The following is a 25767-nucleotide window of genomic DNA, read 5'->3' as shown; positions in this document are numbered from 1 at the left end:
CCGTAGCAGCCCACGAGGAGCCTGCCATGCCCCCGCACACCCAGAGCCGGTCGGACCGGCAGACCGAGGATCCGGTGTGGACGCCGATCCTGACGGGCCTGCGCGCCACCGCGCTGGACTGCCTGCAGACGAGTTTCGCGTTGCTGGCCGACCACGCCCATGGCACCGGTAGCCATCTCGCCCTCGGTGCCCGCTTCGAGTTCCGCACCCGGGAACGGGACGGCCTGGTCAGCGTCGAGGCCACCGCGGACGATCGGGCCGCCGAGGCGGTGGCCCTGCTCGGCCTACGGGCCGAGGGCCGATGGATGCAGCTCGACGGCCAACAGGTCCGTCGGCTGTTCGAGACCGGCCAGCCGCTCTACGTCACCGCCGACGCGCATGATCTGCCGTGGTGCCCGTACTACGGGCACGAGCACATGCGACACAGCTTTCTCGCGACGGCCGCCGACTCCGGAGAGGTCACGGTCGTGGACGCGTACCACAACGACACCGCCTGGGGGCTGGCGCGCCCGGGCGTGTGGCGGCTGCCGGTGACCGAGTTCGACGCGGCGCTCGCCGGTGGCGCGCACACGCTGGCCGTCGCGGCCGACCCGGCCCCGGCTATCCACGTGCCCGGAATGCTGGCCGCCAACGCCGAGCGGGCCCGCCAGGCCCGCCCGGACATCGTCCGCTACCTCGCTTCGCTCGAATCGAACCTGGCCACCGTGGACGGGCTGCACCGCTTCGTCCTCGACGTCTGGCTGCTGGGCCGGGCCCGCCAACTGCACGAGCACTGGCTGGAGAGCACCCGGCCGGAAGCGGCCACCGCGCTGGCCGGCCAGGCACAACGCTGGCAGCAGCTCTCCGCCCGCAGCTACGTGGCACTGCGTCGGGCCCAGGCGGGACGACCCGCCGTACCGGAACTGGCGGACGCGCTCACCACACTTCTCGACGAGCACCTCGCCACGCTGGAGGCGATCGCGGGCTCGACACCGACCACCACCGGGGATACCCCGCAGGGTGCCGACGGGCCGGTCCGGGCGGCGGTGCTCGGCGCGCTGCGCGAGACGTTGCACCTCGACGACGCCGGCCTGCGCAGCACGGACGTTCTACGGGACCTGCCCGGCTTCGACTCCTTCCGGCTGGTCGACGTCATCGACCAGGTGGAGCGGCGACTGGGCGTCGAGGTTCCGGCTACCGCGCTCTCCGCAGCCGACCTGCGTGACGTGGGCTCCCTGTGCGCGATGTTCACCGACGCGACCGGCACCGGGGGTGGCCGATGAGCACCGACCTGCTCCACGGCCTGCTCGACCGGACCGCCACCGAACACCCCGACGCGGACTCGGTCACCGACAGCACCGACCGCCTCAGCTACCGGCAGCTGCGCGTCCGCAGCCTCCGCCTGGCCGGCTGGCTACGCCGGCAGGGCGTCCGACGCGGCGACCGGGTGCTGGTCGCGCTCTCCACCGACGCGCTGCTGCCCGCACTGTTGTACGGCATCTCACGGATCGGCGCGGTCTTCGCCGTGATCCGGGTTCCCGCACCCGAGGTCGCCCTGGCCCACGTCCTCGACGACGCCGAACCGGTGCTCACCCTCACGGACGAACCCCTGCTGCGCGAGCTGTCACTCGCCCGGGACGTCGCCGTCCGGGGCCGGGCCGCGCTCGCCACCGCGGCCGACAGCGAGGTCCGGCCGGATTCTCCGGCGGCAGAGGAACCGCTGGCGGTGGACCCGATCTGCCTGATCTACACCTCCGGCAGCACCGGCCTGCCCAAGGCCGTGGTCAGTACGCACGCGCAGGTCACGTTCGCGGTCCGGGCCATCGGAGCACAGCTGTCGTACCGGGCCGACGACGTGGTGCACGACGTGCTGCCCACCTCCTTCGACTACGGCCTGTACCAGATCTTCCTCAGTACTGCGGCGGGATGCCGGCTGCATCTGGGCGATCCCGGACAGACTGGCGGCCGGTTACTGGTCAGCCTCCGCCAGTCCGGTGCGACCGTGCTGCCCTGCGTCCCGTCGCTCGCCATCAATCTGCTGCGGCTGTTACGCCGACCCGGCGCCGCGCGCCCAGCGCTGCGCCTGATCACCAACACCGGGGCCACCATGCCCCCGGAGGTGCTCGCCGGCCTGCGCGACCAGCTGCCCGACCTGAAGGTGCAACTCATGTTCGGCCTAACCGAATGCAAGCGCGCCGCGATCCTGCCCCCCGACGAGGACCTGCGGCGACCGGGATCCTGCGGCCGGGCGCTGCCCGGGACCGAGATCTTCACCGTGGACGTCGCCGGCCGCCGGCAACCACCGGACACCACCGGCGAGCTGGTCGTGCGCGGCCCCCACGTGATGGCCGGCTACTGGCGGCGACCGGAGCTGACCGCCGAGCGCTTTCGCCGCCGCGACGGCCTCTTTCCGCAGCTGCACACCGGTGACTACGGCCGCGTCGACGCCGAGGGCTACGTCTACTACATCGGCCGCCGGGACGACGTCTACAAGGAGAAGGGCACCCGGGTCAGCGCCACGGAGGTGGAAGCGGCCGCGTACCGGGTCGACGGGGTGGAGGTCGCCGGGGTGCTGCCGCCGGTCGCCGGCCAGGATGGCGCCACCCTCTTTGTGGTCGCCCCGTGGGCGGCGGACGACATCCTGCGTCGGCTGCGTGGTCAGCTCGAGGAGATGAAGGTGCCGGCGCGCTGCGTCGTGTTGCCGAACCTGCCGCTCAACGGCAACGGCAAGGTGGATCGACGGGCGCTGGCCCGGCTGGCGGGTGAGTGCCGTGGCTGACACTGCCTTCGACACCCCGGCCTACCGTTACGACCTCGCCGAGGTACGCGCCAACCACGCCACGCTGCGCGCGGCCCTGCCCACACCCAGCCGGCTGTACTACTCCCTGAAGGCCAATCCGCACCCAGCGATCGTGGCGACGTTGCACGCGGCCGGCTGCGGCGCCGAGATCAGCTCCCTCGGCGAGCTGGCCGCGGCGCTGGCTGCGGGGGTACGCGGCGACCAGATCCTCTACACCGGCCCCGGCAAGCGCGACGCCGAGGTGACCGAGGCCGTCGCGGCCGGCGTCCGGTGGTTCTCGGTCGACTCGCCAGGCGGCCTCGACCAGGCCGAACGCGCCGCCCGCGGGCTCGGCGCCCAGGTGCGCTGTCTGTTGCGGGTCAACGACCGGGTACCGAATCCCGGCCAGGGCCTGACCATGACCGGGGTCGCCTCGCAGTTCGGGGCCGACGTGGCCTGGATCGAGCAGGAGCCGGAGGCATTCCGCCCCCGCCCGTCGGCCACCGTCGCCGGGTTCCATCTCTACACCGGCAGCAACGTCGAGTCGGTGGACGCGCTGGTGACCCAGTTCGCCGCCGCCGCGGCCACCGCACGCCGGCTACGCGATCTGCTCGGTATCGAGTTGACGATGCTCAACCTGGGCGGCGGGTTCGGCGCGCCGTTCGCGCGTACCGGTGGGAACGCGGACCTGACCGGGCTCGCCGACCGGGTCCGCGAACCGCTGGACCGGCTCTTTCCCGGCTGGCGGGACCGCGATCCGCTGGTCGCCTTCGAATCCGGTCGTTTCCTAACCGCCACCGCCGGCACCCTGCTGACCCGGGTGCTGGACGTGAAGTACTCGCACGGCACACCGGTGGTCGTCCTGGAGTCCGGCATCAACCACCTCGGCGGGATGTCCGGCCTGCGCCGATTGCCGCCCCTGGTCCCGGCCCTGCACGCGACCGCGGAGGGGGCCGACGACGCGGCCGACGACGCGGCCGACGGCCGGGCGCTGACCGGGGCGATCGTGGCCGGCCCGCTCTGCACGCCGCTGGACACCTGGGCACGTGCCGCGAACCTGCCCGACGTCCGGCCCGGCGACGTGCTCAGCGTGCCGAACGTCGGGGCCTACGGCCTCTCCGCCAGCCTGCTGGCCTTCCTCGGCCACCCGGCACCCGTCGAGGTCGTCTGCGACGGCGACCGCGTCGTCGAGACGTCCCGGCTGACCTTGACCCGGGCCCCGGCCGAAGCACGGGAGAACTCGACCGAACCGAGAGACGAAAGGTGACCGTCATGAACAACGAATTCACCGAGATGCTCCGGCCGTTCCTCAAGTTCGCCGGGAACGGCGAGATCAGCGAGGAGTCGCGCCTGCGTGACCTCGGTCTGGACTCGATGCGCGAAATCGAACTGCTCTTCGCCATCGAGGACACCTTCGGCGTGGCTGTGCCGGACGACAAGCTGGTCGACTCCACTTTCGCCACCGCCGGTGGGCTGTGGGACGTGGTCGAGGAGCTGCGCGCACCGGTCGGCGGTGGTACGCGATGACCGCCGCCAGCCGGTACGACGCAGCCGTCGAGACGGTGGTGGGCGTCGCTGCGGCGCACGCCCAGGCCACCGACTCCGCCGCCGCGTTTCCCACCGACGCGCTGGCCGCGATGCGGTCCACCCAGCTGCTGGGCCTGCTCGTGCCCGCCACCGACGGTGGTCCTGGCGGTACCCTCACCGATCTGGTCGACGTCACCGAGGCGCTGGGCCGGGTGGACATGTCGGTGGCAATGATCTTCGCGATGCACTGCCAGCAGGTCGCGGCGATCGCCGCGTACGGTGCGGAGAAGCTACGCGCCGAGGTACTGCCGGCGGTGGCCCGCGGTGAGCTGTACCTCGGCTCGGTCACCACCGAACCCGGCAAGGGCGGCCACCTGCTCACGTCCGAGTCGGGCCTGGAGCGGGCCGGGGAGATGCTGCGCGTCGACCGCCAGGCACCCATCGTGACCGGCGGCCCGCACGCCGACGCCTTTCTGATCACCACCCGAGCCCCGGAGGCCGGGTCGGCGACGCAGGTGGACCTGGTCTACGCCGCGCGGGACCAGCTGGAGATCGAGGTCACCGGCGGTTGGCAGCCACTGGGCATGCGCGCCACCCACAGCGTGCCGATGCGGCTGCGCGGGGCGGTGCCGCAGTGGCAGGTGATCGGCGAGCACGGCGGGTTCCGCGACATCGCCACGGCGGTGTTCGCGCCGTTGGCCCACATCGGCTGGGCCGCCGCCTGGCTCGGCGCGGCGGCAGGTGCGTACTCACGGGTGCTGCGGCACGCCCGCAGCGAGGCCGGGCGGCGGCAGTTCGCCCCGTCGTCGGAGCTGGTGCTGCTGCGCCTGGCCGAGATCCGTATCCGGCTCGACGCCGCGCACGCGCTGCTGCGGCACACCGTGTCGGTCGTCGAATCCGCGTCCGACATGTCGGCCTCGCCGGTTCAGCTGCTGCTCAACACGCTGAAGATCCGGGCCGCCGAGGAGTCGTTCGCGGCCGTACACGAACTGGTTGAGCTGGTCGGCCTGCGCCACGGCTATCTCACTGACTCTCCGCTGCTGGTCGAGCGGACCTTCCGTGACCTGCGATCGGCGTCGCTGAACTACGGCAACGACCGGCTGCGGCTGGCGAACGGTGCGTTGACGCTACGCGATCCGGGGGTGCGTCTTGCCTGAGCCGACGCCGGCCCCGTCCGACGACCTTGCCGCCGCCGTGGGCGGGGCGCTGGCCGGCGTGGACCTCGCCGACGCCCGCGCCGTATGGCGCGCGCTGGGCACCAAGGGCATCACCGCAGCCCTCTATCCCCGCGCCGGCACCGGCCCGCCACAGCCCGATCCGCGTTCGTTGGCGGTGCTGCTGGCCGAGCTGGACGCCCGCTGCCCGCTCGGCGTGACGCTGTCGGTCTGCGTACAGGTGGCCACCGTGCTGCCCCTGCTGGCAGAGCCGTCCGGACCGGCGGACCGGGCCCGGACCGGCCTGCTGCACGGCGAGACCGTGGTCGCGCTGGCCGTCACCGACGCCGCCGGGTCCGGTTCGGACCTGCTCGACGCGACGACCTGGGCGAAGTTGGGCGAGGGTTCCTTCACCGTCGACGGCCACAAGCAGTGGATCACCAACGCGACGACCTGCGACGCCGCGCTGGTGCTCGTCCGGCACCGCGAACCCCGGCACTTCACCAGCTTCTGCTGGCTGCTGGTGCCGATGTCCGCGCCCGGTGTGACAGTCGAACCCGCCGGCCGGGCCTTCGCCGGCTCCGGCGTCGGCCACCTGAAATTCGACGGCGTGGTGCTCGACAACGACGCCCTCGTCGGCCGTCCCGGCCGGGCGCTGGCCGGCTTCGCCCGGCAGGTCGGCGTCGAGCGACTGGCCGGAGCGCTCTGGGCCCGGGCGATGTGCCGGCGGCTGCTCGCCGACCTGCGGGACTGGCTACGGCAACGGCCGGCCGCGGGCGGCACGCTGTGGGACCGTCCGGCGATCCGGGAGCGGTACGCGCGCTGCCTGGTCGCCCTGCATCAACTCGACGCGCTGTGCACGCCCCTACTGGACTCGACGGATGCGCCCGCGGCCGCCGCCGGCATGCTGTTGAAGGTGACCGCGGCCGAGGCGGTCGACCGGATCACCGCCGAGGCCGTGCAGCTGCGCGGTGCCGACGCCTTCCGCGACGGCGGAGAGGCGGCGTTGCGCACCGAGGCGGCCATGTTCGGCATCGCCGGTGGCGCCACCGGCGCCATGCTGGCCGGCATCGCCGACCACGCCGACGAGCTGGTCGGGAGCCGATCATGAGGACCACGCCCGGTGTCCGACGCACCGCGCTGCCCGACGGGGTCTTCGTCGCCTGCGCGCGCCTGCGCGACCTGCGCCGGTCACCCGTCGACCCCGCCGACTCGCTCGACCTGGCCGGCGGTCGGGGTCTGCCCGAGTGGCGGGTCACCGAACGGCTTGCCGCGCGCCGGCTGCTCCGCGCCCTGGTCAACGCCGTCGGCGGGACGACGAGGCCGTTGACCGTGGGTCACCGCGCGGGCGGGCAGCCCTACCTGCCCGGTCACCCCACATTCGAGGTGAGTCTCGCCCACTCCGGGGCGCTGGTCGCGGCGGCCGTGCACACCCGGGGTGGTGCGGTCGGGGTGGACGTACAGGTGCCGTACCCGGTGGGCGAGACGCTGGTCCGGCGTTGTTGCCCGCGCGGCGCCGATGTCCTGTTGCGGCAGGGCCGCCCGGCGCGTGACCAGGCGGTGGCCCGGATCTGGACCGCCCAGGAGTCCTGCGCCAAAGCCACCGGCCAAGGGCTGGGCATCCGGCCCTGGCTGATCCCGGTCGACCCCGACCAGGAGCACGGGCGGTGGCGACAGCTGCGCTGGCAGGCACTACCGGAGTTCGACGGGACGCCATGGAGCTGCGCCTGGGAGCCGGTCGACGACAACGCAGGGAAGGGAGCAACGCCGTGAGTCTGTACCGATGGTTTCAACGGAGCGTCGAGCGGGTGCCGGAGGCGACCGCTCTGGAGGTCGACGGGGAGGTGGTGACGTACCGGCGGCTGCACGAGCTCGTCGAACGCCTGGCCGGGCAGCTGTGCCAGGTGGTCGGGCACCCGCCGGCCGCCGTCGGCCTACTGGCCGCGCGCAGCCTGCCCGCGTACGCCGGATATCTGGCCGCGCTGCGCGCCGGGGCGGTCGTGACCCCCCTCAATCCCGCCTTCCCGCCGGCCCGCAACGCCCAACTGTGCCGGGGCGCGGGGGTGGAGGTGATGGTGGCCGACGACGCCGGTGACGCGCTGGCCGCGGAGGTGTCGGCTGCGGCCGGCACCTCGCTGGTACGGCTCGGTGGCGATCGGGCCGCCATGCTCGCGCCCACGGCACCGGCCCCGATGCCGGTCATCGGAGCGGACGACGTGGCGTACGCGCTGTTCACCTCGGGCTCGACCGGACGCCCCAAGGGTGTACCGATCCGGCACCGCAACGTCGACGCCTACCTGGCGTACTGCCTCGACCGCTACCCGGTCGGGCCGGGTGACCGGCTGTCGCAGACCTTCGACCTGACCTTCGACCCCTCGGTGTTCGACATGTTCGTCGCCTGGGGTGGCGGGGCCACGCTGGTCGTGCCGGCGCCGGACGAGGTGCTGACCCCGGTGCGCTTCGTCAACGACCGGCGGATCACTCACTGGTTCTCGGTGCCTTCGGTCGTGTCATTGGCCCGACGGATGCGAATGCTGACGCCGGGTGCCATGCCGGGCCTGCGGTACAGCCTCTTCGCCGGCGAGCAGCTGACCCTGGAGCAGGCGCACGCCTGGGCGACGGCGGCGCCGGGCAGCGTGCTGGACAACCTCTACGGTCCTACCGAGCTGACCGTGACCTGCACCGCGTACCGGCTGCCGGCCGAGCCGGACGACTGGCCGGTCACCTCCAACGGGACGGTGCCCATCGGGGCGGTACACCCGGACCTCGACGCCGTCCTGCTCGCCGAGGACGGCACCGACGGCGACGACGGTGAGCTCTGCGTACAGGGGGCGCAGTGCTTCGCCGGCTATCTCGACCCGGCCGACGACACCGACCGCTTCGTGCGGTACGCCGGGCGTCGGTACTACCGCACTGGCGACCGGGTTCGCCGCGAGCACGGCGCACTGGTCCACCACGGACGGCTGGACGACCAGGTGAAGCTACGTGGCTACCGGATCGAGCTGGGCGAGGTCGAGATGGTCCTGCGCGGGCACCCGGGCGTACAGGACGCGGTGGTGCTGGCGCTCGGCGCGGGCGACGCCACCTGCCTCGAAGCCGTCTACACCGGGACCGGGGGCGTGGCCACCGAGCTGACCCGGCTGTGCGCCGACCGCCTACCCGGCTACATGGTGCCGGCTCGTATCCATCACGTGACCGCGCTGCCGACCAACGCCAACGGCAAGACCGACCGACGCCGAATAGCCGCCCTGGTGGGCGGGGAGGGCGCCGAGACGAGAGGAGCGCTGCGATGACTGACGTCCAGGGTCCACCCGATCAGGACCGGAGGTTCCGATCAGTGGCCGGCCGCTTCGCCACCGGGGTTGCGGTGGCCACGGCCCGGGGACACGACGGGCCGGTCGGGATGACCGTCAACTCGTTCACCACCGTGTCGCTGGCACCCCGGATGCTGCTGGTCTGCCTCAAGCGGGACTGCCGGCTGCTCGGCGCGGTGCAGCAGACCAGCCGGTTCGCGATCACCGTGCTCGCGGACGATCAGTGCGACGAGGCGGCGTGGTTCGCCAGTCGGGGACGACCGGCCGGGGTGGCCGGTTTCGCGGACATCCCGCACGACGCGGAGCACGACACCGGGTGCCCCCTGCTCACCGAGGGGGTGGCCTACTTCGGGTGCGAGGCGGTCCGCGCCGAACCGGCGGGTGACCACACGGTGCTGATGGGTGCCGTCCGCTCGTCCGGCCTGCTGCGGCCGAAGCCGCCGCTGCTCTTCGTGGACGGCCACTATGCGCAGGTGGCCGGTCTGCGGGAAGCGCAGGTGACCCGATGAGCACCGGAGCCGCACCGTCCGACCTGCAACGTCTCAGTCTGCGGGCGGCGCGGGCCGGTGCCGAGGCGATCCGCGATGTCTGCGGCCAGGGCGTGGAGCTGACGTACAAGGACGGTGCGGCCCAGGATCCAGTCACCACCGCCGACCAGGCCAGCGAACGGGCCATCCTCGACCTGATCGCCCGCGACCGGCCGCAGGACGCCGTGCTGGCCGAGGAGTCCGGGTTCATGACGGGGTGCTCGGGTCTGCGGTGGATCGTCGACCCGCTCGACGGCACGCTCAACTTCAGCCACGGGCTGAGCCGGTACGCGGTCAGCATCGCGGTCGCGGCGGACCGCCGCGACACCGACTCACCTGACGGATCCGCCCCGGGCGCCGCCGACCGGGTGGTCGCCGCGACGATCCTGCAGCCGGCGACCGGTACCTGTCTCGTGCTCGGCGACGACGGCGCCCACAACGGGAGCGAGTCACCGTTGACCGTCAAGCCGCAGGCCGTGCCGGAGCACGCGCTCGTCGCCTTCGCGGTGCCCAACGCACCCGGTCCACGGCGGCAGGCGTACCAGTTGCTGACCCTGGTCGCACCGCGCGTCGCCGACCTGCGCAACACGGGTTCGACCGTCTGCGACCTGGCCACGGTGGCCACCGGCGAGTTGGACGCGTTCGTCAGCTTCGACCCCGCGCCGTGGGACATCGCCGCCGGCGCCGCGCTGGTGGAGGCGGCGGGCGGGGTGAGCCGGCGGTGGCGCCGGGGCGAGCGGGTCGTCTTCGCCACCGGCGCGCCGGCCGTGGTGGCGGCGCTCGCCGACTGGCTGGGCGCGGCCGACGAGGAGGGGATGTGAGATGGCGAGGAGCCCTGACTTCCGACTCGCGCTGGTCGGTGCCGGCCGGATGGGTCGCCACCACCTGCGGGCCCTCGCGGACAACCCGGCTGCCGCCATCACCCATGTGGTCGACCCGGTCCCGGCGGCGCGGGCCGCGGTCGCCACCACCGGCCTGCCGGTGTACCCCTCGGTGCCGGACCTGCTCGCCGAGACCACGCCCGACGGTCTGCTGGTGACCACCCCTACCAGCCAGCATGGCGCGCTGGTGGCCATCGCAGCGAAGGCCGGGTTGCCGGTGCTGTGCGAGAAGCCCGCCGGGCTGACCGCCGCCGAGGCACAAGAGGCGGGCCGGGTGGCGGCGGAGGCCGGGATCGCGTTCCAGGTGGCCTACTGGCGCCGGTTCGTCCCCAGCCTGCAGCGGCTGCGGGACCGGATCGCGGCGGGAGCAATGGGTGACGTGCTGTTCGTGGCGGCGCTGCAGTGGGACGGCGAACCCCCTGCCGCAGGGTTCCGCACCGGCAGCGGTGGCATCTTCGTCGACATGGGGGTGCACGAGTTCGACCAGATCCAGTGGTTGACCGGCGAGCGGGTGGACCGGGTCGCCACGCAGCACGCGCGGCACGTCACCGACCCCGCGGTGAGCGGTCACGACGTGGACAGCGCCCAGGCACTGCTCGGCCTGTCCGGTGGCGGCACCGCGCTCGTCGCCCTGGGCCGACACCACCGTGGGGGCGACATGGCCGCCGTGGAGGTCTTCGGCACCCGCGACCACGAACGCCTGACCTTCCTCGACCCGGCCGACGGCGACGCCACGATGCACGCGGCGCTGGCCCGCCAGGCGGAGGACTTCGTCGAACTGGTGCGGTCCGGACGGTCCACCGGTGCCGGGGTGGCGGACGCGGTCGCGGTCCTCGACGCCGCGTACCAGGCCACGGCCGGTGTCACGCTCAGTAAGGGCGTGAAGCCCGTTCGATGAGTCTTTGCATCATCTGGCGGACGCGTTTTTCCCACTCTCCGGCGGGGATTGCGAAATCAGAAATCGCTGAACGGCAATGTTCTCGGCCGAGAGAAGAGTGCTATGGATTTCAGTGTACTGGGGCCATTGGCGCTGACCACGGAGGCGGGCCCGGTTGCGATCAACGGGACCAAGCCGCGTGCCCTGCTCTCCATCCTCCTGCTGAATCCGGGACGGACGGTCGGCACCGGGCGGCTCATCGACGGCATCTGGCCTGAGTCGCCGCCCGCGTCGGCGCTGCACAACCTGCGGACGTACATCCACCGGCTACGACAGACCCTCGACCACAGCGGCGACTCGGCCGACCGGTTGGTCCGCGACGGCGCCGGCTACCAGTTGCGGGTCGACGAGGACGAACTGGACCTGTTGCGGTTCCAGCGGTTCGCCGGCGACGGACACCGGGCGGCCCGCGAGGACCGCCTGGACACCGCCGCCGAGCTGTTCAGCCGGGCCCTGGGCCTGTGGCGCGGGCGCGCCCTTGAGGACCTGCCGGACCTCGGCACCGACATCGCCGCACTGACCACCGCCCTGCAGGAGCAACGCCGGGAGGCGGTGACCGAGCTCGTCGACCTGCGGCTCCGGCTGGGACAGTCCGCCGGGGTGATTCCCGCGCTGCGGCGCATGGTTGCCGAGGAACCACTCGACGAGCGCCGGCAGGCGCAGCTGGTCACCTCGCTCACCCTGGCTGGTCGCACCGCCGAGGCGCTCGCCGCGTACCAGGAGGCTCGCCGCACGCTCGTCGACGAGCTGGGGGTCGATCCGGGTCCGGCGTTGCAGGGCGCGTTGCAGGCCGCCCTCGACGCCGACCCGGCCGACCTCCGACCGCCGGCCGGTCGACCGCCGGCGGTCGGTGGCGGCGCCCCGGCCTCCGAGCCGACAGCCGGGCCTCGCGCGCTGCCGATGAAGCCTCCCCAACTGATCGGCCGCACCACCACGACCCGCCAGTTGCGCACCATCGCCCAGGGGATCGCGGACACCACCGGCGCCGACGAGCACGCCTCGGTCGTGCTGGTCTCCGGCGCCCCCGGGGTCGGCAAGTCCTGCTTCGCCGTGGCCAGCGGTTACGAGCTGGCGGACATCTTTCCGGATGGTCAGCTCTTCGTCAGCTTCGACACCGCCGACGGAGCACCCCGCAGCACCGGCGACCTGATGCGGGAGCTGCTGGTCGAGCTCGGCGTCGCCCGCTCCGACGTGCCCGACGACGTACGCGAGCGCGCCGCCGTGCTGCGCTGCACGCTCGCCGGACGGCGGTTGCTCCTGATCATCGACGACGTCGACTGCGCCCAGCAGGTGCGCCCCCTGCTTCCCGGCGCCGGCCGCAGCCTGGTCATGATCACGAGCCGGCAGCGTCTGCTGGACCTCGACGTCGGCTGGCGACTGACGCTGGGGGCGTTGACCCGCAGCGACGCGGTGGAGTTGCTGGCGACGATCGCCGGCGAGCACCGGGCACGCGAGCAGCCGGAGGTGTTCGGCCGGATCGCGGTGGCATGCGACCAGCTGCCGCTGGCGTTGCGGATCGTGGGCAGCAGGCTCGCCGCCCAGCCGGGCATCGCTCTGCCCAGCTTCGCCGACCATCTGGAGAGCGAGGAGAACCGGTTGGAAGAACTCGCGGTCGGCGACATCTCGGTGCGGCACAGCCTCTCCGGCAGCTACCGGGCACTCGATCCGGCTGCCCGGGACGCGCTCTGCCTACTGGCCAGCACCAACTTGATCATCACCCAGTCGAATGCGGGTGAGATCCTGCGTCTGCCCAGCCAGCAGGCCAATCGGATGGTCGAGCATCTCGTCGAGCACAACCTGCTGACGCCGGTCGAGTCCGAGGGGCCGGGGCAGCGCTTCCACCTGCCGGGGTTGCTCCGGATCTTCGCTCGGGAGTGCGTAGCCGCGCACGGGCAGCTCTCGCCCGTCGGGTGACCACTCCGCTCAGGTCACGTGACCACTCCGCTCACTGCTCGCGTGAGCGCACCGCCCGACGGTCACCGCCGGACAGCGCCCCGGCCAGGATCCGGGCGAACCGCGGCAGGAGTTCGGTGTCCGGCAGGTGATCCGGGTTGATCTCGGTGACCGAGAGCCCGGCGAAGCGTGGGCTGGCCACGAGGGTGGCGAGCGTGGTCGACGCCTCGTCCAGGGTGAGCCCGGCCGGCTCGGGCACGTCGGCCAGCGGGGCGTCGACGAAGTTGAGCACGTCGACGTCGAAGTGCACCACGAACGCCGAGGCCGCGGCCTCGGCGGCAGCCCGCGCCCGCGACGCGGCTGCGGTCGGATCGGCGTGCACCTCGCTCGCCGGCACGTAGTCGATGCCGAGCTCGGCCACCAGGTCGTACTCGTGGTCGCCGGGGGGCAGTGAGTCGCCGTAGACCACCACTCGCTCGGGAGTCAACAGCGGCACCACCCCGCCGACGGCAGCGAGGTCGGGCAGTGTCCCGGGCAGCCCGAGCAGGTGCGCCAGGCCCATCGCGTCCAGGTTCCCGTTCGCCCTGGTCAACGGGGTGTACAGATCCGGCCCGCCGTCGACGTAGACCAGGGCCACCGGCAGGCCCGCCCGCTCGTGGCCGGCCACCAGACCCATCGTCACAGTGCAGTCGCCACCCAGGAGCAGCGGTTTCCGGCCTCGGCGTACCGACGCCTCGACCCGCTGCGCGACGTCGGTCGCGACTCGAAGCACCTCCCCGGCATTCTGGCCGTTGGGCCGCGCCGGGTCCGGCCGCCACCGGAACGGCCGCACATCACCGACATCGGCGGCCTCGGCCGCCCGCCGCAGCAACTCCACCAGGCCGGCTTCGCGGAGCGCGGCCGGAGCCCGCTCCACCCCGGGGGTGTGTGCGCCCGCGCTCGACGGGGCCCCGATGACGTCCCAAGTCAAGACCATGACCTCATCATCACCCCGCGAGCCGGACTGCGCCGGGCCCGGGCACCACGGCGGGCATCGGCACGGCCGTCGCGGCAGCCCCGCGTCACGGTCTTTGCCGCATTGGTACACCCGGTGGCTCCCACCTGGACACCGGTGCCGCTTATCCTCCAGCGGTCTACTCCCTCGGAGGCCGCGCACATGCAGCGAACAAGAAGTACACGACTACTCACAATCCCGGGCGTACTGGTCACCGCCACCGCGCTCGTCCTGTCCAGTGGCACCGCCGCAGTCGCCGAGCCGGTGCCGGCGACCCCTTTCATCAGTGAGATCCACTATGACAACGTCGGCGCGGACACCGGCGAGGCGATCGAGATCGAGGCGCCGTCCGGCTACGACCTGACCGGCTGGCAGATCGTCCTCTACAACGGTGCCAACGGCGCGGCGTACAACACCAGGACGCTGAGCGGTGCGGTGCCGGACGCGGGCGTGGTCGTCGCGTCGTACCCGACCGACGGCATCCAGAACGGGTCGCCGGACGGCGTCGCGCTGGTCGCACCGGACGGTTCGGTGGCGGAGTTCCTCAGCTACGAGGGGACCTTCACCGCGGTCGGCGGGCCGGCGAACGGCCTGACCGGGGTCGACCTCGGTGTCGCGGAAGCCGCCTCCACTCCGGTCGGTCACTCGCTGCAGAAGCTCGACGACAGCTGGCAGGCGCCGGCGGCGAACACCTTCGGCGTACGCAACAGCGCGCCGGACCCCGACCCGGACCCGGACCCCGACCCGACCGGTTGCACCGTCGCGGTCGACCACACCATCGCCCAGGTGCAGGGAACCGGCAGCGCCACGCCGCTGGCCGGAACCCGGGTGACCGTCGAGGGGATCGTCACCGCCGACCACCGCGTCGGTGGCTACAACGGCGTGTACGTCCAGACGGCCGGCAGTGGTGGGGACCGTCCGGTCGCGGGCGGTACCGCCTCGGACGGCATCTTCGTCTACCTGACCACCAACACCGCCAACCACCCGTCGGTCACGATCGGTGACCGGGTCCGGGTCAGCGGCACCGCGAGCGAGTTCAACGGGCTCACCCAGCTCAGCATCGCCGCCCGGGCCGACGTGCAGGTCTGCGAGCAGGGCTCACCGCTGCCGGCCCCGGTTCCGGTCGGCCTGCCGTTGGACGACGCCGCCCGCGAGTCGGTCGAGTCGATGCTGGTGGCGCCGGTCGGCCAGTACGCCGTCTCCGAGGTCTACAACACCAACCGTTACGGCGAGGTCGTGCTCGCGGCCGGCGACCAGCCGGCGCTGACCCCGACCGACCGGTTCCGTCCCGGCTCCGCCGAGGCTCAGCAGTTGGCGGCGGAGAACAAGCTGCGCCGGATCCTGGTCGACGACGCAAAGACGACCAACCTGGCCACCGCCGGGCTGTTGCCGCCATACGTCTCGCCGGCCAGCCCGCTGCGGGTCGGCGACTCGGTGGAGGCGTTCGGCTCGTCGGTGCTCTCGTACGGCTTCAACGAGTGGCGTCTGCAGCCGACCGTCCCGGTCGACGCGGACACCACGCCGGCCGCCCGGACCACCTTCAAGGCCACCAACCCGCGTACCGCCGCGCCCGTCGACGTCGGTGGCGACCTGCGGGTGGCCAGCTTCAACGTGCTGAACTACTTCGTGCACTTCGGTGGCGACGCGCGCGGCGCCGCCGACGAGGCCGCGCTGGCGAAGCAGGAAGCGAAGATCGTCTCGGCGATCAGCGCGCTGGACGCCGACGTGGTCGCGCTGGAGGAGATCGAGAATTCGGTCCGGTTCAACGCCGCCGACCCGCAGCAGGCGCTCAAGCGCCTGGTCGCCGCCCTGAACACCGCCGACGGCGCGGGTACCTGGGACTACGTCCGTACCCCGGCGGAGCTGCCCGGCGCGGCCCAGCAGGACTTCATCACCACGGCGATCATCTTCAAGCCGGCGAAGGCGCAGCCGAAGGGCCCGTCGCGTTCGGTCAACGACGAGACGGTCTGGTTCAACGCCCGAGAACCCATCGCGCAGACGTTCACCGCCGGCACGGTCGACTTCATCGTGGTCGCCAACCACTTCAAGTCCAAGAGCGGTGCCGGCACCGGCGACAACGCCGACGCCGGTGACGGTCAGGGTGGTTGGAACGGCGACCGGGTCCGGCAGGCCCAGGCGTTGGCAACGTTCGTCGACCAGGTCGCGGCCGACAGCGGCACCTCGGACGTGCTGCTGCTAGGTGACTTCAACGCGTACACCCACGAGGACCCGATGCAGGTCCTCTACGACGAGCAGTACCGCAACCTCAACGACACCGGCAAGACGAGCTACGTCTTCAACGGCGAGTCCGGCTCGCTCGACCACGCCGTCGCTTCGCCGTCGCTGGCGGCCCGGGTGACCGGGGTCGACGTGTGGCAGATCAACGCCGTCGAGTCGTACGCCTTCCAGTACGACGGCCTGGCCGAGTTCTTCGCGCCGGACGCGTACCGGGCCAGCGACCACAACCCGCTGGTGGTGGGGATCGACACCGGCTCGGACACCGGCTCGGTGGACCTCCAACTGCTGAGCATCAACGACTTCCACGGCCGGCTGGAGTCCCCGGCCACCGTGGACGGTCAGCCGGTCGGCGGTGCCGCGCAGATCGCCGGTCTGGTGAACGAGCTGCGGGCGGAGAACCCGAACACCGCTTTCGTCTCCGCCGGCGACAACATCGGCGCGTCCACCTTCATCTCGGCGATCGACGATGACAACCCGACGATCGACGCGTTGAACCAGGCCGGCCTGCTCGTCTCGGCCGTGGGCAACCACGAGTTCGACAAGGGAATGGCGGATCTGACCGGGCGGGTGACCGACCGGGCCGACTTCCCGCACCTGGGCGCCAACGTGTACCGGGGTGACACCCGCGCGCTGCCGGCGTACTCGGTGGACACCATCGGCGGGGTCCGCGTCGGCTTCATCGGCGTGGTCACCGAGCAGACCGCCTCACTGGTCAGTCCCGACGGCATCGCCGGTCTGACCTTCCGCGACCCGGTGGCCGAGGCCAACCTCGTGGCCGGTCAGCTCAAGGACGGCAACCCGGACAACGGCGAGGCCGACGTGGTGGTGCTGCTCGCCCACGAGGGTGCCGCGACGGAGAACATCGACTCCCCGGCGGCGCTGGCGAACGACCCGGTCTTCGGCGAGTTCACCCGAGCCGACGCGACCGTCGACGTGATCTTCAGCGGGCACACCCACCAGCCGTACGCCTTCGAGGTTCCGGTTCCGGGCACGGACAAGCTGCGTCCGATCGTCCAGGCCGAGGACTACGGCAAGCGACTGGGCAAGGTGACGCTGACCTTCGACCCGGAGTCGGGTTCGGTCACCGCCGCCGACGCGTCCCTGGTGGACGTGGTCGGTGCGCCGCAGGATCCGGCGGTGGCCGAGATCGTGGCCGCCGCCAAGGTCCGGGCACAGGAGCTGGGCCAGCAGAAGTTGGGTGAGATCACCGCCGACATCCGGCGGGCCTACACCGACGGCAACGAGGACCGGGGCAAGGAGTCGGCGCTGGGCAACCTGATCGCCGACGTGCAGCTCGCCGGCACCAGTGACGCCGGCCGGGGCGGAGCGCAGATCGCGTTCATGAACCCGGGTGGTCTGCGGGCCGACCTGCTGTACCGGACCGACGGCACGGTGACGTACGCCGACGCCTTCGCCGTCCAGCCGTTCGCCAACGACGTGGTCACCAAGACCTACACCGGCGCGGAGATCAAGCAGGTGCTGGAGCAGCAGTGGCAGCCGGCGGGCGCGTCCCGTCCGGTGCTCTGGCTCGGCGTGTCGAAGGGCTTCTACTACACCTACGACCCGCAGGCCGCCCAGGGTTCGCGGATCACCTCGATGAAGCTGAACGGCGCGCCGATCGACCCGGCGGGCACCTACCGGGTGACGGTGAACTCGTTCCTCGCCGCCGGCGGGGACAACTTCACCACCCTCGGTGGGGGCACCAACCCGGTGACCACCGGCGACAACGACCTCACCATGCTGGTCAGCTACTTCGCGGCGAACTCGCCCATCACCGCGGACACCGAGCCGCGGTCGGCCGTCGGCCAGGGCGGGCCGGTCTGCACCACGACGATCACCGGCAGGCACAACCGGCCGTTGATCGTCACCACCGGCCTGACCTGCGTGGAGAACGCCACCATCGCCGGACCGGTGTCGATCGGCGCCGGGGCCTCGTTGCGGGTGACCGGCAGCACCATCAACGGCCCGGTCTCCGCCACCCGGCCGGTGCTGTTCGAGTTGTCCAGCGCCACGGTGTCCGGCCCGGTCACGGTCGCCGGTACCACCGGCGACCTGAAGATCAGCAAGGGGCGGATCAACGGCCCGCTGTCGCTCGTGGCCAACCTCGGCGGAGTGCGGGTGGACACGGTGACGGTCAGCGGCCCGGTCAGCGTGACCGGCAACTCCGGCAGCCAGCCGGTGGTCGTCGCCGCGAACACAGTCAGCGGGCCGCTGGCCTGTTCGGGCAACACCCCGGCCCCGGTCAACGAGGGCCGGTCGAACACGGTGCGGGGCCCGGCGTCGGGCCAGTGCGCGCGGCTGTGACCGGTAGGTGAAAGCGCCGGTCCGCGGTCGGAGAACCTCCGGCCGCGGACCGGCCCCACTGGTCCGTTACGTCTCACGGGCCCCACCAGTCGTTCCGGTCGTCCCACCCGACTGGGCACCGCATACCCCCCGGGGTATCTTGGAGGTAAGCGCACGCCACCGCACCCCAGCCGGATCGCATTCTCGCGATCCGATCGGGTAGGTGTTCGGGCACGGCGGACAACTGACCCACATATACCCCTATGGGTATATGTGGGAGTGAGAGGAGTTGGCATGACGGTGCAGGTGTCGGTCATCGCGACCTCGTCCCTGGGTGACCGCAGCTACCTGGCCACCGACGGCCGGACAGCGGTCGTGGTGGACCCCCAACGGGACGTCGACCGGGTCATGCAGCTCGCCGGAGCGGTCGGCGCCCGGATCACCCACGTGATCGAGACACACATCCACAACGACTACGTCTCCGGCGGGCTGGAGCTGGCACGGCTGACCGGCGCGCGCTACCTGGTAGCCGCAGCCGACGAGGTCGGTTTCGACCGGCTGCCGGTCGCCGACGGCGACGTCATCGAGGTGTCGGAAGCGGTGCAGATCCGGGCGGTGGCCACGCCGGGCCACACCTTCCACCACCTGTCGTACGTCCTGGACGAGGCCGCCGACGGCGGCTGGCACCCGCTCGGGGTGTTCACCGGCGGATCGCTGCTGTTCGGCACCACTGGCCGCACCGACCTGCTCGGCGAGCAGCACGCGCACGAGCTGGCCCACCAGCAGCACGCCTCGGCGAAGCGGCTGGCCGACCTGCTGCCCGACGGGGCACAGGTGTGGCCCACCCACGGGTTCGGCAGCTTCTGTTCGGCCAGCCAGGCCGACGCCCCGGAGTCGACGATCGGCCGGGAGAAGCAGGCCAACCCGGTGTTCCGGCTCGCCGCTGCGGACTTCGTCACCGAGACCCTGGCCGGCCTGGACGCCTACCCGGCGTACTACGCGCACATGGGGGTGGCCAACACCGCCGGCCCAGCACCGGTGGACCTCACGCCGGTGGCCCGGGCCGACGCCGAGCAACTACGAAACCGGATCGCCGCCGGGGAGTGGGTGGTCGACCTGCGACACCGCAAGGCGTACGCCGTCTCGCACCTGGCCGGCACCATCAGCCTCGGTCTCGACGGACCGATGTCCACCTGGCTCGGCTGGCTGGTCGACTGGGGTACGCCGGTCACGCTGCTGGCCGAGACGCCCGAACAGGTCGCCGACGCCCAGCGCGAACTGGTCCGCATCGGCATCGACCGACCCGCCGCCCAGGCGACCGGTACCCCGCAGCAGTGGGCCACCGACCCCACCGCGCTGCGGGAGCTGATGGTCGCCGACTTCCCGGCGCTGGCCGCCGCGCAGGCCGGGCACACCCCGACCGGGCTGCCCGCCCCGCAGGTCGTGCTCGACGTGCGGTTGACCAACGAGTGGCGGGACGGTCATGTGGCGGATGCGGTGCACGTTCCGCTGCCCGACCTGCGTCGCCGGCTGACCGAAATCCCGGCGGGCACGATCTGGGTGCACTGCGGTTCCGGCTACCGGGCCGCCGTCGCCGCGTCCCTGCTGGCCAACACCGGCCGCGACGTGGTCCTCGTCAACGACCTGTTCGACCATGCCGAGCAGGCCGGCGTGCGGCTGGCCCCCTGACCACCGGCCCCGGTGATCGTCGCGATCGCCCGTGACGGCCGGGCGCACCCGGTCAGCCGGCCGGCGGCTCCGGGGGACTGACCGGCAGCAGCACCCGGAACACGGTGCTGCCGGGCCAGCTCGTCACCCGGATGTCGCCGTGGTGAGCAACTGCCTCAACGCCCTCGCCGGGCCGCGCGCGGACCAGCTCGCCGCGCAGTACGTCCGGCACTTCCGGGAGATCCACGACAAGGTCTACGTCGAGGGGTCGCCGGAGGTGGAGGCACTGGTCACCGAGTTGCAGGTGGTGGACAAGGTGAACCGGGCCGGCTGAGCCCCTCTCGGCCAGCGCCGGCCGGTGGTTCTCCGCGAGGAGACCCGCCGGCCGGCGTCGGGTTGCCACCCCGGCCGGCGGGACGTCGTGGCGGGGCGTGCCGCCGTACGCTTCGGCCATGTGGGCGTACCGGTCGGTGGAGATGGGTTGGGGGCGGCTCGCGTACCGCACGGTGGAGGGTGGGCCGGACACGGCGGGTGAGCCGCCGATGGTGCTGCTGCACGGCGGTGGGGGCGACGGCACCACCTGGGACGCCCTGGCCCCGACGCTCGCCCAGCGCCGCACCGTCCACCTGCCGGATCTGCGCGGCATGGGCCGCAGCGACCGGGTCGGGCCGTACTCGCTGGCCGTCCTGCGCGACGACCTGCTGGCGCTGCTGGACCGGTGGGAGCTGGACCGGGTGGTCCTGGTCGGGCACTCGTTGGGCGGGGTCGCCGCGTTGCTCGCCACCCAGGCGGCACCGCAGCGGGTGGCCGCCCTGGTCCTTGAGGAGTGCCCGCCGCCGGTGCCGCTCGGCTTCACCATCCCCACCGGTCTGCCGGACTCGGCGCCCTACTACGACCGGGAGATCCGCCCGTCCGTGCTGGCCGAGCTCAACGCGCCAGACCCGGCCCGGTGGGAGACGCTGGCGACGATCCCGGTGCCGACCCTGGTCCTGGCCGGCGGGCCGACCAGCCACCTGCCGCAGGAGGCGATGGCTCGGATGGCCGACCGCATCCCCGCCGGTCGGCTGGTGACCATCCCGACCGGCCACCACATCCATCCGAACGCGTCCGCCGCCTTCGTCACCGCCGTCGAGTCCTTCCTCACCGACTCGCCCGCCTGATCGGGTCAGGTTCGAGCAGTCACCTTACGGAACTGTTCGATCATGGCCGCGTAGCTGCTGCCACCGTGCCCGTCGGCCACCGCCCGGTCGGCCAACGTCTTCGTGAGCCGGGACAGCTCGACGTTGACGCCGAGCGCCTCGCTCTCGTGAACGACGTGCGCCATCGCGGCCAGGTGGATGTCGATGGTGGAGTCGTCGCCCGGGTACGCGCCGTCGTCGATCTGTCGGGCGTAGCCGGGCAGCCAACCGGTGACCGTCTCGATGCCCCGGATGGCGAGTGGGGCGAAGGCGGCCGCTTTCACCCCTGCCGCACCGAGCACGGCGGCACCCTGCACGAAGCCGTTCAGGATGCCCCACATCAGGCCCAGCACGGCCACCTCGTGCAGCGACGACAGTCCATGGTCCTCGCCGAGGTGGATCGCCGCACCCACGCTGCCCAGTGTCGCCTCGTACTGGTCAAAGATCGGACGGGGCCCGCTGTAGAGGATGGCGGCGTCGGCGGTGCCGATTGCCGGCGGGCTGGCCATGATCGCGCCATCGAGACAGACACCGCCCTGCCGGGCCACCCACCCGGCGGTCTCCCGCGCCACCTCCGAGGTGCCCGAGGTCAGGTTCACCAGGACCCGGCCGTCCATCGACCCACCGAGTGGTTCGAGGATCTCGCGCACCGCGTCGTAGTCGGTGACACAGACGATCACCAGTGGGCTGGCCGCGACGGCGTCGCCGGCCGTCTCGGCGAGCCGCGCGCCTCGGGCGACGAGTTCCGTGGCCTTCTCCGCCGTACGGTTCCAGACGGTGGTGGGATGGCCGTCGCGGAGGGCCGTGGCGGCGATCGCGCGGCCCATCAGGCCCAGGCCGATGACCGTCACGGGGGTACGGGTGCCGTCGTTGTCGTGCATCAACTGCTCCTTCGCGCAGGGATCAGGTCCTGGCAGGTATCGTCAACCTTCACATCGATATGAAGGTCAAGGGGAACGTCTGTGCTGATCGGGGAGCTGAGCCGACGGACCGGTGTCAACCCGCACCAGCTGCGCTACTACGAGAGCCAGGGCCTACTGGAGCCGGTTCGCGGCGCCAACGGTTACCGGGCCTACGGTGAAGACGCGGTGACCACCGTGACCCAGATCCGGCGGCTGCTCGCGGCCGGGCTGTCCACCGAGGACATCGCCTACCTGCTGCCCTGCGCCACCGGAGAGAGCCCCGACCTGGAACCCTGCGCCGAGCTACTCGATGCCCTGCGTACCCGGCTGCACGGGCTGGACGAGCGCATCGACGCCCTCGCCCGCTCCCGCCAGGCCCTGCACGACTACCTCGACGCCACCGAGCGGCAGCTGTCCCGAACCCCCGGTCGGCGGCGACCGGCGTCCGCTACCTGAGCCGGACGGCGGACCCGGCGTCGCGCCCTTGACCGGGCGCGGCACGCCGGGCGATCAGGACGGACTGGCAGTGGCCGCCGGGACGGCACGGAAGACGATCGTCACGCTGAAGCTCACCCCGTCGACCTGGTACGCGTAGCAGCCCGGGCCGCTGACCGTCGTGGTGCCCGGCAGGTCGCTGTCCGGGCGGCTCAACACGGCGTAGTGGCCGCCGTCGCGGGGCTCGCCGGTGTAGGAGAACCTCCCCGCCGCGCTGCCCGGCCCGTCGATCCGGGCCGCCCGGACCAGCACCGGGCCGGTGTAGCCGGAGCCGATCCACCGCACCTTCTTCGTGTACGTCCCGTCCGGCTCCCGGTCCTCGTCACGCAGTTGCAGGACGCCGTCGGTGAAGTAGTCGGCGACCGGGTAGAGCGGGCCGGAGCCGAGCACCCGAGATGCCTGGTCGGTGTCGGGCCAGGGCCGCGGCTCGGTGACCGGGCAGGCGTCGCCGGGCTGCACCCCGGGCAGCGCGAGCGGTGGCGCCGAGAACTCCCCGGGCGGCACGGTGGACGCGGGTGGGGACACCGTCGGGGTGGCCTCCGGCGGTGCTGCGTCACAGGCGGTCGCTGCGCACCCGAGCACCACGGCCGCCACCACTCTGGGCATCCTCGTCACCTTCGCAGTATCGACCGATCCCCTCATCACCGCCGCCCCGCCCAACCGGGATATCCGAATCCACCTCTGTCTGGATCGTCAGTGCGGGTTCGTCGCACCGGCTACCCGGATCGGGCCCGGTCGAGCAGCGCCCGACGCTCGGCGTCGCCGTGCACCCGCTCCGCCGCCGCGCGGAACAATGCCGCCGCCCGATCACGGTCACCCTGCCGAGCGACGAGATCCGCCTCCACGGCGAGAGCCAGCGGATAGCCGTCGAGCCCGCCGCCCTCGCGCGCCTCGGCGAGCAGCGACAATCCGGCCGCCGGCCCGTACGCGTACCCGTGCGCCACGGCACGGTTCAGCGCGACCACCGGGGTCGGCTGGAGCCGGAACATCTGGTCGTAGCAGTCCGCGATCCGCCGCCAGTCGGTCTGCTCGGCGCTGGCCGCGGTGGCGTGGCAGGCCGCGATCCGCGCCTGCCACGCGTACGGGCCCTGCTCCGGCAGCCCGGCGACCAGGCGTACCCCCTCCGCGATCGCCGCGTGGTCCCAGTCGGACCGGTTCTGGCGGTCCAGCGGCACCAGGTTGCCGTCGGCGTCCCGCCGGGCGGCGCGGCGGGAGTGCTGCAACAGGAAGAGCGCCAGCAGCGCGGACGCCTCCGGCTGCTCCGGCATGAGCCGGACCAGCAGTCGGGCCAACCGGATCGCCTCATCGGCGAAGGCCGGTTCGCCGTCCGCGTCGTACCCCCGGGTGAAGAGCAGGTAGAGCACGGCCAGCACGCCGGGCAGCCGTTCTCTCAGCGCCGGGCCGCTCGGCACCCGGTACGGGATGCCCGCGTCGGCGATCCTCGTCTTGGCGCGGGTGAGCCGGCGGGTCATCGCCGACTCGCTGACCAGGAAGGCCCGGGCGATCTCGACGGTCGGCACCGCGCAGATCGTGCGCAGGGTCAGCGCCACCCGGTCCTGGATCGCGAGCGCCGGATGGCAGCACGTGAAGATCAGCCGCAGCCGGTCGTCCACCACCTCCTCCCCGGCCGGCTCGGCGGTTGCGGCGGTGAGCGCCAGCACCGCCAGTTCGCGCAGCTTGCGCCGCTCGACCGAGGCCCGCCGCAGCACATCGAGGACCCGGTTGCGGGCCACCGTCATCAACCAGCCGCCCGGGTTCGCCGGCACACCCTCCACCGGCCAGCGGTCCAGCGCCCGGGCCAACGCCTCCTGGGCGCAGTCCTCGGCCAGGCCCCAGTCACCGGTGATCCGGATCAGTGCCGCGACGATTCGCGGGTACGCGTCGACGGCCGTGGCCGCGACGGCCGCCGCCGCCGCGGCCCGGTCCGTCACTGGTCGAGGTCGGCGAACGGACGCAGCTCGATGCGTCCGGCCCAGGCCATCGGGTGGGCCCGGGCGACCTCGATCGCCTCGTCCAAATCGGCGCACTCCAGCAGGTCGAAGCCGACGATCATCTCCTTGACCTCCGCGAACGGACCGTCGGAGACGAGGAGCTGACCTCCGCGGACGCGTACCGTGGTCGCGGCCGACGCCGGCGCCAGCTGAGCACCCTGCAGCCGTCGGCCGGCGGCATCGTTCTCCGCCACCCACACCTCCACGTCGGGGTGGTTCTGGGGCTCCGAATCCGGCTCCGGGTCGGTGCAGACCAGCATCATGTACTTCACGTCAGGGCCTCTCTGTCACATCGTCAGGACCAGTGTTCCCACCGGCATGACGAACGGCGGACCAGCCATCCGGACAACCGCGGGGTGCCATCTCCGATCCGATCGGTCCGAGCCCTTGCCTCCTGTCGGTCCCGGCGTCAGCGCAGCCCGCGGATGAGGTTGTCGACCAGCGTCACGACGAACTCCTCGGTCAGGGGCTGGTCGGGAATGAGCAGCCGGTGATAGCAGGCGCCCCAGAGCTGGTCGATGACGGATTCCGGATCGATGTCCGCCCGTAACTGCCCACGGGCCACGGCCTTGTTGAGCGCTTCGACGCTGATGGCGCGGCGTGGCCCGGAGTAGCGCTCGCGAAAGGCGGTGGCCAGGTCCGGATCGGTCTGGGACTGCGCGATGAGCTGGCTGACGACCCGCCCGGCGGAGGTGTCGGTCAGCAGGTGGACGAAGGACACCAACTGGCTGGTCAGGTCGGCGACTATGTCGCCGGTGTCGGGGAAGGCCAGCGCGGGGGCGACGACGGTGAAGTAGCCGTCGAGTGCGAGCGCGCCCTTGGACGGCCACCACTTGTAGATCGTCATGCGGCTGGCGCCCGCATGGGCGGCGACTTTTTCGATGGTGAAGCCGGTCATCCCCTCGGCCAGTAGGAGGTTCCCGGCGGCGTTGAGGATCTCGGCGCGGACCTGGCCGGCGGGACGGCGGCCCCGCCCGCGTCGCAGCGGCGGCTCCGCGTCGGGGGTGAGCTGAGTCACTGACCCTCC

General features: G+C 72.3%; 23 protein-coding genes. 17 read left to right on the top strand and 6 right to left on the bottom strand.

Annotation, left to right across the window (positions count from 1 at the left end; translation table 11 throughout):
• Positions 1-26: 26 nt before the first annotated feature.
• The 12 genes from BMY89_RS28105 to BMY89_RS28050 all read left to right on the top strand — a co-directional run bounded on the left by BMY89_RS28105 (position 27) and on the right by BMY89_RS28050 (position 13012).
• On the top strand, positions 27-1262 hold the full coding sequence (locus BMY89_RS28105) for an acyl carrier protein (RefSeq protein ID WP_092383264.1): 1236 nt from the start codon (positions 27-29) through the stop codon (positions 1260-1262).
• Positions 1259-2758, top strand: a complete 1500-nt coding sequence (locus BMY89_RS28100; RefSeq protein WP_092383262.1) for a class I adenylate-forming enzyme family protein — start codon at positions 1259-1261, stop codon at positions 2756-2758. Before BMY89_RS28105 ends, BMY89_RS28100 begins: the two co-directional genes overlap by 4 nt.
• Positions 2751-4025, top strand: coding sequence for an alanine racemase (locus BMY89_RS28095; protein ID WP_092383260.1), 1275 nt, complete (start codon positions 2751-2753; stop codon positions 4023-4025). The genes BMY89_RS28100 and BMY89_RS28095 overlap by 8 nt, the downstream gene beginning before the upstream one ends.
• Before the next feature lie 5 nt (positions 4026-4030).
• A complete protein-coding gene (locus tag BMY89_RS28090) occupies positions 4031-4285 on the top strand; it encodes an acyl carrier protein (protein ID WP_092383323.1) in 255 nt (84 codons plus the stop codon).
• Positions 4282-5442, top strand: coding sequence for an acyl-CoA dehydrogenase family protein (locus BMY89_RS28085; RefSeq protein ID WP_092383258.1), 1161 nt, complete (start codon positions 4282-4284; stop codon positions 5440-5442). The genes BMY89_RS28090 and BMY89_RS28085 overlap by 4 nt, the downstream gene beginning before the upstream one ends.
• Positions 5435-6550, top strand: coding sequence for an acyl-CoA dehydrogenase family protein (locus tag BMY89_RS28080; RefSeq protein ID WP_092383256.1), 1116 nt, complete (start codon positions 5435-5437; stop codon positions 6548-6550). Before BMY89_RS28085 ends, BMY89_RS28080 begins: the two co-directional genes overlap by 8 nt.
• Positions 6547-7212 (top strand): 4'-phosphopantetheinyl transferase family protein, encoded by a 666-nt coding sequence (locus BMY89_RS28075; RefSeq protein WP_092383254.1) that lies wholly within the window; start codon positions 6547-6549, stop codon positions 7210-7212. Before BMY89_RS28080 ends, BMY89_RS28075 begins: the two co-directional genes overlap by 4 nt.
• Positions 7209-8732, top strand: coding sequence for an amino acid adenylation domain-containing protein (locus tag BMY89_RS28070; protein ID WP_092383252.1), 1524 nt, complete (start codon positions 7209-7211; stop codon positions 8730-8732). The genes BMY89_RS28075 and BMY89_RS28070 overlap by 4 nt, the downstream gene beginning before the upstream one ends.
• Positions 8729-9262: a flavin reductase family protein gene (locus tag BMY89_RS28065; protein WP_092383250.1), complete on the top strand. Its 534-nt coding sequence runs from the start codon at positions 8729-8731 to the stop codon at positions 9260-9262. Before BMY89_RS28070 ends, BMY89_RS28065 begins: the two co-directional genes overlap by 4 nt.
• Positions 9259-10101: an inositol monophosphatase family protein gene (locus BMY89_RS28060; protein WP_092383248.1), complete on the top strand. Its 843-nt coding sequence runs from the start codon at positions 9259-9261 to the stop codon at positions 10099-10101. The genes BMY89_RS28065 and BMY89_RS28060 overlap by 4 nt, the downstream gene beginning before the upstream one ends.
• A gap of 1 nt (position 10102) precedes the next feature.
• Positions 10103-11059, top strand: coding sequence for a Gfo/Idh/MocA family protein (locus BMY89_RS28055; protein ID WP_092383246.1), 957 nt, complete (start codon positions 10103-10105; stop codon positions 11057-11059).
• A 102-nt stretch (positions 11060-11161) separates the two neighbouring features.
• Positions 11162-13012, top strand: coding sequence for an AfsR/SARP family transcriptional regulator (locus BMY89_RS28050; protein ID WP_092383244.1), 1851 nt, complete (start codon positions 11162-11164; stop codon positions 13010-13012).
• A 31-nt stretch (positions 13013-13043) separates the two neighbouring features.
• Here BMY89_RS28050 and BMY89_RS28045 read toward each other — a convergent pair whose 3' ends face one another.
• Complete coding sequence (locus BMY89_RS28045; RefSeq protein WP_092383242.1) at positions 13044-13967, bottom strand: arginase family protein; 924 nt, start codon at positions 13965-13967, stop codon at positions 13044-13046.
• A 180-nt stretch (positions 13968-14147) separates the two neighbouring features.
• Between BMY89_RS28045 and BMY89_RS28040 the strand changes: the two genes are divergently transcribed.
• The 4 genes from BMY89_RS28040 (at position 14148) to BMY89_RS28030 (ending at position 21334) form a co-directional block, all read left to right on the top strand.
• Positions 14148-18527, top strand: coding sequence for an ExeM/NucH family extracellular endonuclease (locus tag BMY89_RS28040; protein WP_232521592.1), 4380 nt, complete (start codon positions 14148-14150; stop codon positions 18525-18527).
• A 273-nt stretch (positions 18528-18800) separates the two neighbouring features.
• Positions 18801-20195: an MBL fold metallo-hydrolase gene (locus BMY89_RS28035; protein ID WP_092383240.1), complete on the top strand. Its 1395-nt coding sequence runs from the start codon at positions 18801-18803 to the stop codon at positions 20193-20195.
• Between the two features lie 139 nt (positions 20196-20334).
• The gene (locus tag BMY89_RS30615) at positions 20335-20508 is read left to right on the top strand and encodes a hypothetical protein (RefSeq protein ID WP_170147671.1); all 174 of its coding nucleotides are present in this window, start codon (positions 20335-20337) and stop codon (positions 20506-20508) included.
• A 118-nt stretch (positions 20509-20626) separates the two neighbouring features.
• The gene (locus BMY89_RS28030; RefSeq protein ID WP_198414151.1) at positions 20627-21334 is read left to right on the top strand and encodes an alpha/beta fold hydrolase; all 708 of its coding nucleotides are present in this window, start codon (positions 20627-20629) and stop codon (positions 21332-21334) included.
• A gap of 5 nt (positions 21335-21339) precedes the next feature.
• On the opposite strand, the gene BMY89_RS28025 is transcribed toward BMY89_RS28030, so the two are convergent.
• Complete coding sequence (locus BMY89_RS28025; protein WP_092383238.1) at positions 21340-22233, bottom strand: NAD(P)-dependent oxidoreductase; 894 nt, start codon at positions 22231-22233, stop codon at positions 21340-21342.
• An 81-nt stretch (positions 22234-22314) separates the two neighbouring features.
• On the opposite strand from BMY89_RS28025, the gene BMY89_RS28020 reads away from it, so the two are divergent.
• Positions 22315-22710, top strand: coding sequence for a MerR family transcriptional regulator (locus BMY89_RS28020; RefSeq protein WP_092383236.1), 396 nt, complete (start codon positions 22315-22317; stop codon positions 22708-22710).
• 54 nt (positions 22711-22764) lie between these two features.
• Here the strand turns inward: BMY89_RS28020 and BMY89_RS28015 are convergent, their stop codons facing one another.
• The 4 genes from BMY89_RS28015 to BMY89_RS28000 all read right to left on the bottom strand — a co-directional run bounded on the left by BMY89_RS28015 (position 22765) and on the right by BMY89_RS28000 (position 25758).
• On the bottom strand, positions 22765-23355 hold the full coding sequence (locus BMY89_RS28015) for a hypothetical protein (protein ID WP_139218033.1): 591 nt from the start codon (positions 23353-23355) through the stop codon (positions 22765-22767).
• Between the two features lie 110 nt (positions 23356-23465).
• Entirely contained in the window at positions 23466-24680 is a 1215-nt protein-coding gene (locus BMY89_RS28010) for an RNA polymerase sigma factor (protein ID WP_092383232.1), read from the bottom strand.
• Positions 24677-25012: a YciI family protein gene (locus BMY89_RS28005; protein WP_092383230.1), complete on the bottom strand. Its 336-nt coding sequence runs from the start codon at positions 25010-25012 to the stop codon at positions 24677-24679. The genes BMY89_RS28010 and BMY89_RS28005 overlap by 4 nt, the downstream gene beginning before the upstream one ends.
• Before the next feature lie 137 nt (positions 25013-25149).
• The gene (locus tag BMY89_RS28000; protein ID WP_232521591.1) at positions 25150-25758 is read right to left on the bottom strand and encodes a TetR/AcrR family transcriptional regulator; all 609 of its coding nucleotides are present in this window, start codon (positions 25756-25758) and stop codon (positions 25150-25152) included.
• Between the last annotated feature and the right edge of the window lie 9 nt (positions 25759-25767).

The sequence above is a fragment of the Micromonospora phaseoli genome (assembly GCF_900109115.1).
GTDB lineage: Bacteria > Actinomycetota > Actinomycetes > Mycobacteriales > Micromonosporaceae > Micromonospora > Micromonospora phaseoli.
This window is presented reverse-complemented; position numbering and strand designations above follow the sequence as displayed.

What these genes read in the sequence shown, in the direction of transcription:
- BMY89_RS28085 (WP_092383258.1), top strand. Translation starts at nt 4,282, where the DNA reads ATGACCGCCGCCAGCCGGTACGACGCAGCCGTCGAGACGGTGGTGGGC.
- BMY89_RS28045 (WP_092383242.1), bottom strand. Translation starts at nt 13,967, where the DNA reads ATGGTCTTGACTTGGGACGTCATCGGGGCCCCGTCGAGCGCGGGCGCA.
- BMY89_RS28100 (WP_092383262.1), top strand. Translation starts at nt 1,259, where the DNA reads ATGAGCACCGACCTGCTCCACGGCCTGCTCGACCGGACCGCCACCGAA.
- BMY89_RS28075 (WP_092383254.1), top strand. Translation starts at nt 6,547, where the DNA reads ATGAGGACCACGCCCGGTGTCCGACGCACCGCGCTGCCCGACGGGGTC.
- BMY89_RS28065 (WP_092383250.1), top strand. Translation starts at nt 8,729, where the DNA reads ATGACTGACGTCCAGGGTCCACCCGATCAGGACCGGAGGTTCCGATCA.
- BMY89_RS28025 (WP_092383238.1), bottom strand. Translation starts at nt 22,233, where the DNA reads ATGCACGACAACGACGGCACCCGTACCCCCGTGACGGTCATCGGCCTG.
- BMY89_RS28030 (WP_198414151.1), top strand. Translation starts at nt 20,627, where the DNA reads ATGTGGGCGTACCGGTCGGTGGAGATGGGTTGGGGGCGGCTCGCGTAC.
- BMY89_RS28040 (WP_232521592.1), top strand. Translation starts at nt 14,148, where the DNA reads ATGCAGCGAACAAGAAGTACACGACTACTCACAATCCCGGGCGTACTG.
- BMY89_RS28105 (WP_092383264.1), top strand. Translation starts at nt 27, where the DNA reads ATGCCCCCGCACACCCAGAGCCGGTCGGACCGGCAGACCGAGGATCCG.
- BMY89_RS28035 (WP_092383240.1), top strand. Translation starts at nt 18,801, where the DNA reads ATGACGGTGCAGGTGTCGGTCATCGCGACCTCGTCCCTGGGTGACCGC.
- BMY89_RS28015 (WP_139218033.1), bottom strand. Translation starts at nt 23,355, where the DNA reads ATGCCCAGAGTGGTGGCGGCCGTGGTGCTCGGGTGCGCAGCGACCGCC.
- BMY89_RS28050 (WP_092383244.1), top strand. Translation starts at nt 11,162, where the DNA reads ATGGATTTCAGTGTACTGGGGCCATTGGCGCTGACCACGGAGGCGGGC.
- BMY89_RS28060 (WP_092383248.1), top strand. Translation starts at nt 9,259, where the DNA reads ATGAGCACCGGAGCCGCACCGTCCGACCTGCAACGTCTCAGTCTGCGG.
- BMY89_RS28090 (WP_092383323.1), top strand. Translation starts at nt 4,031, where the DNA reads ATGAACAACGAATTCACCGAGATGCTCCGGCCGTTCCTCAAGTTCGCC.
- BMY89_RS28055 (WP_092383246.1), top strand. Translation starts at nt 10,103, where the DNA reads ATGGCGAGGAGCCCTGACTTCCGACTCGCGCTGGTCGGTGCCGGCCGG.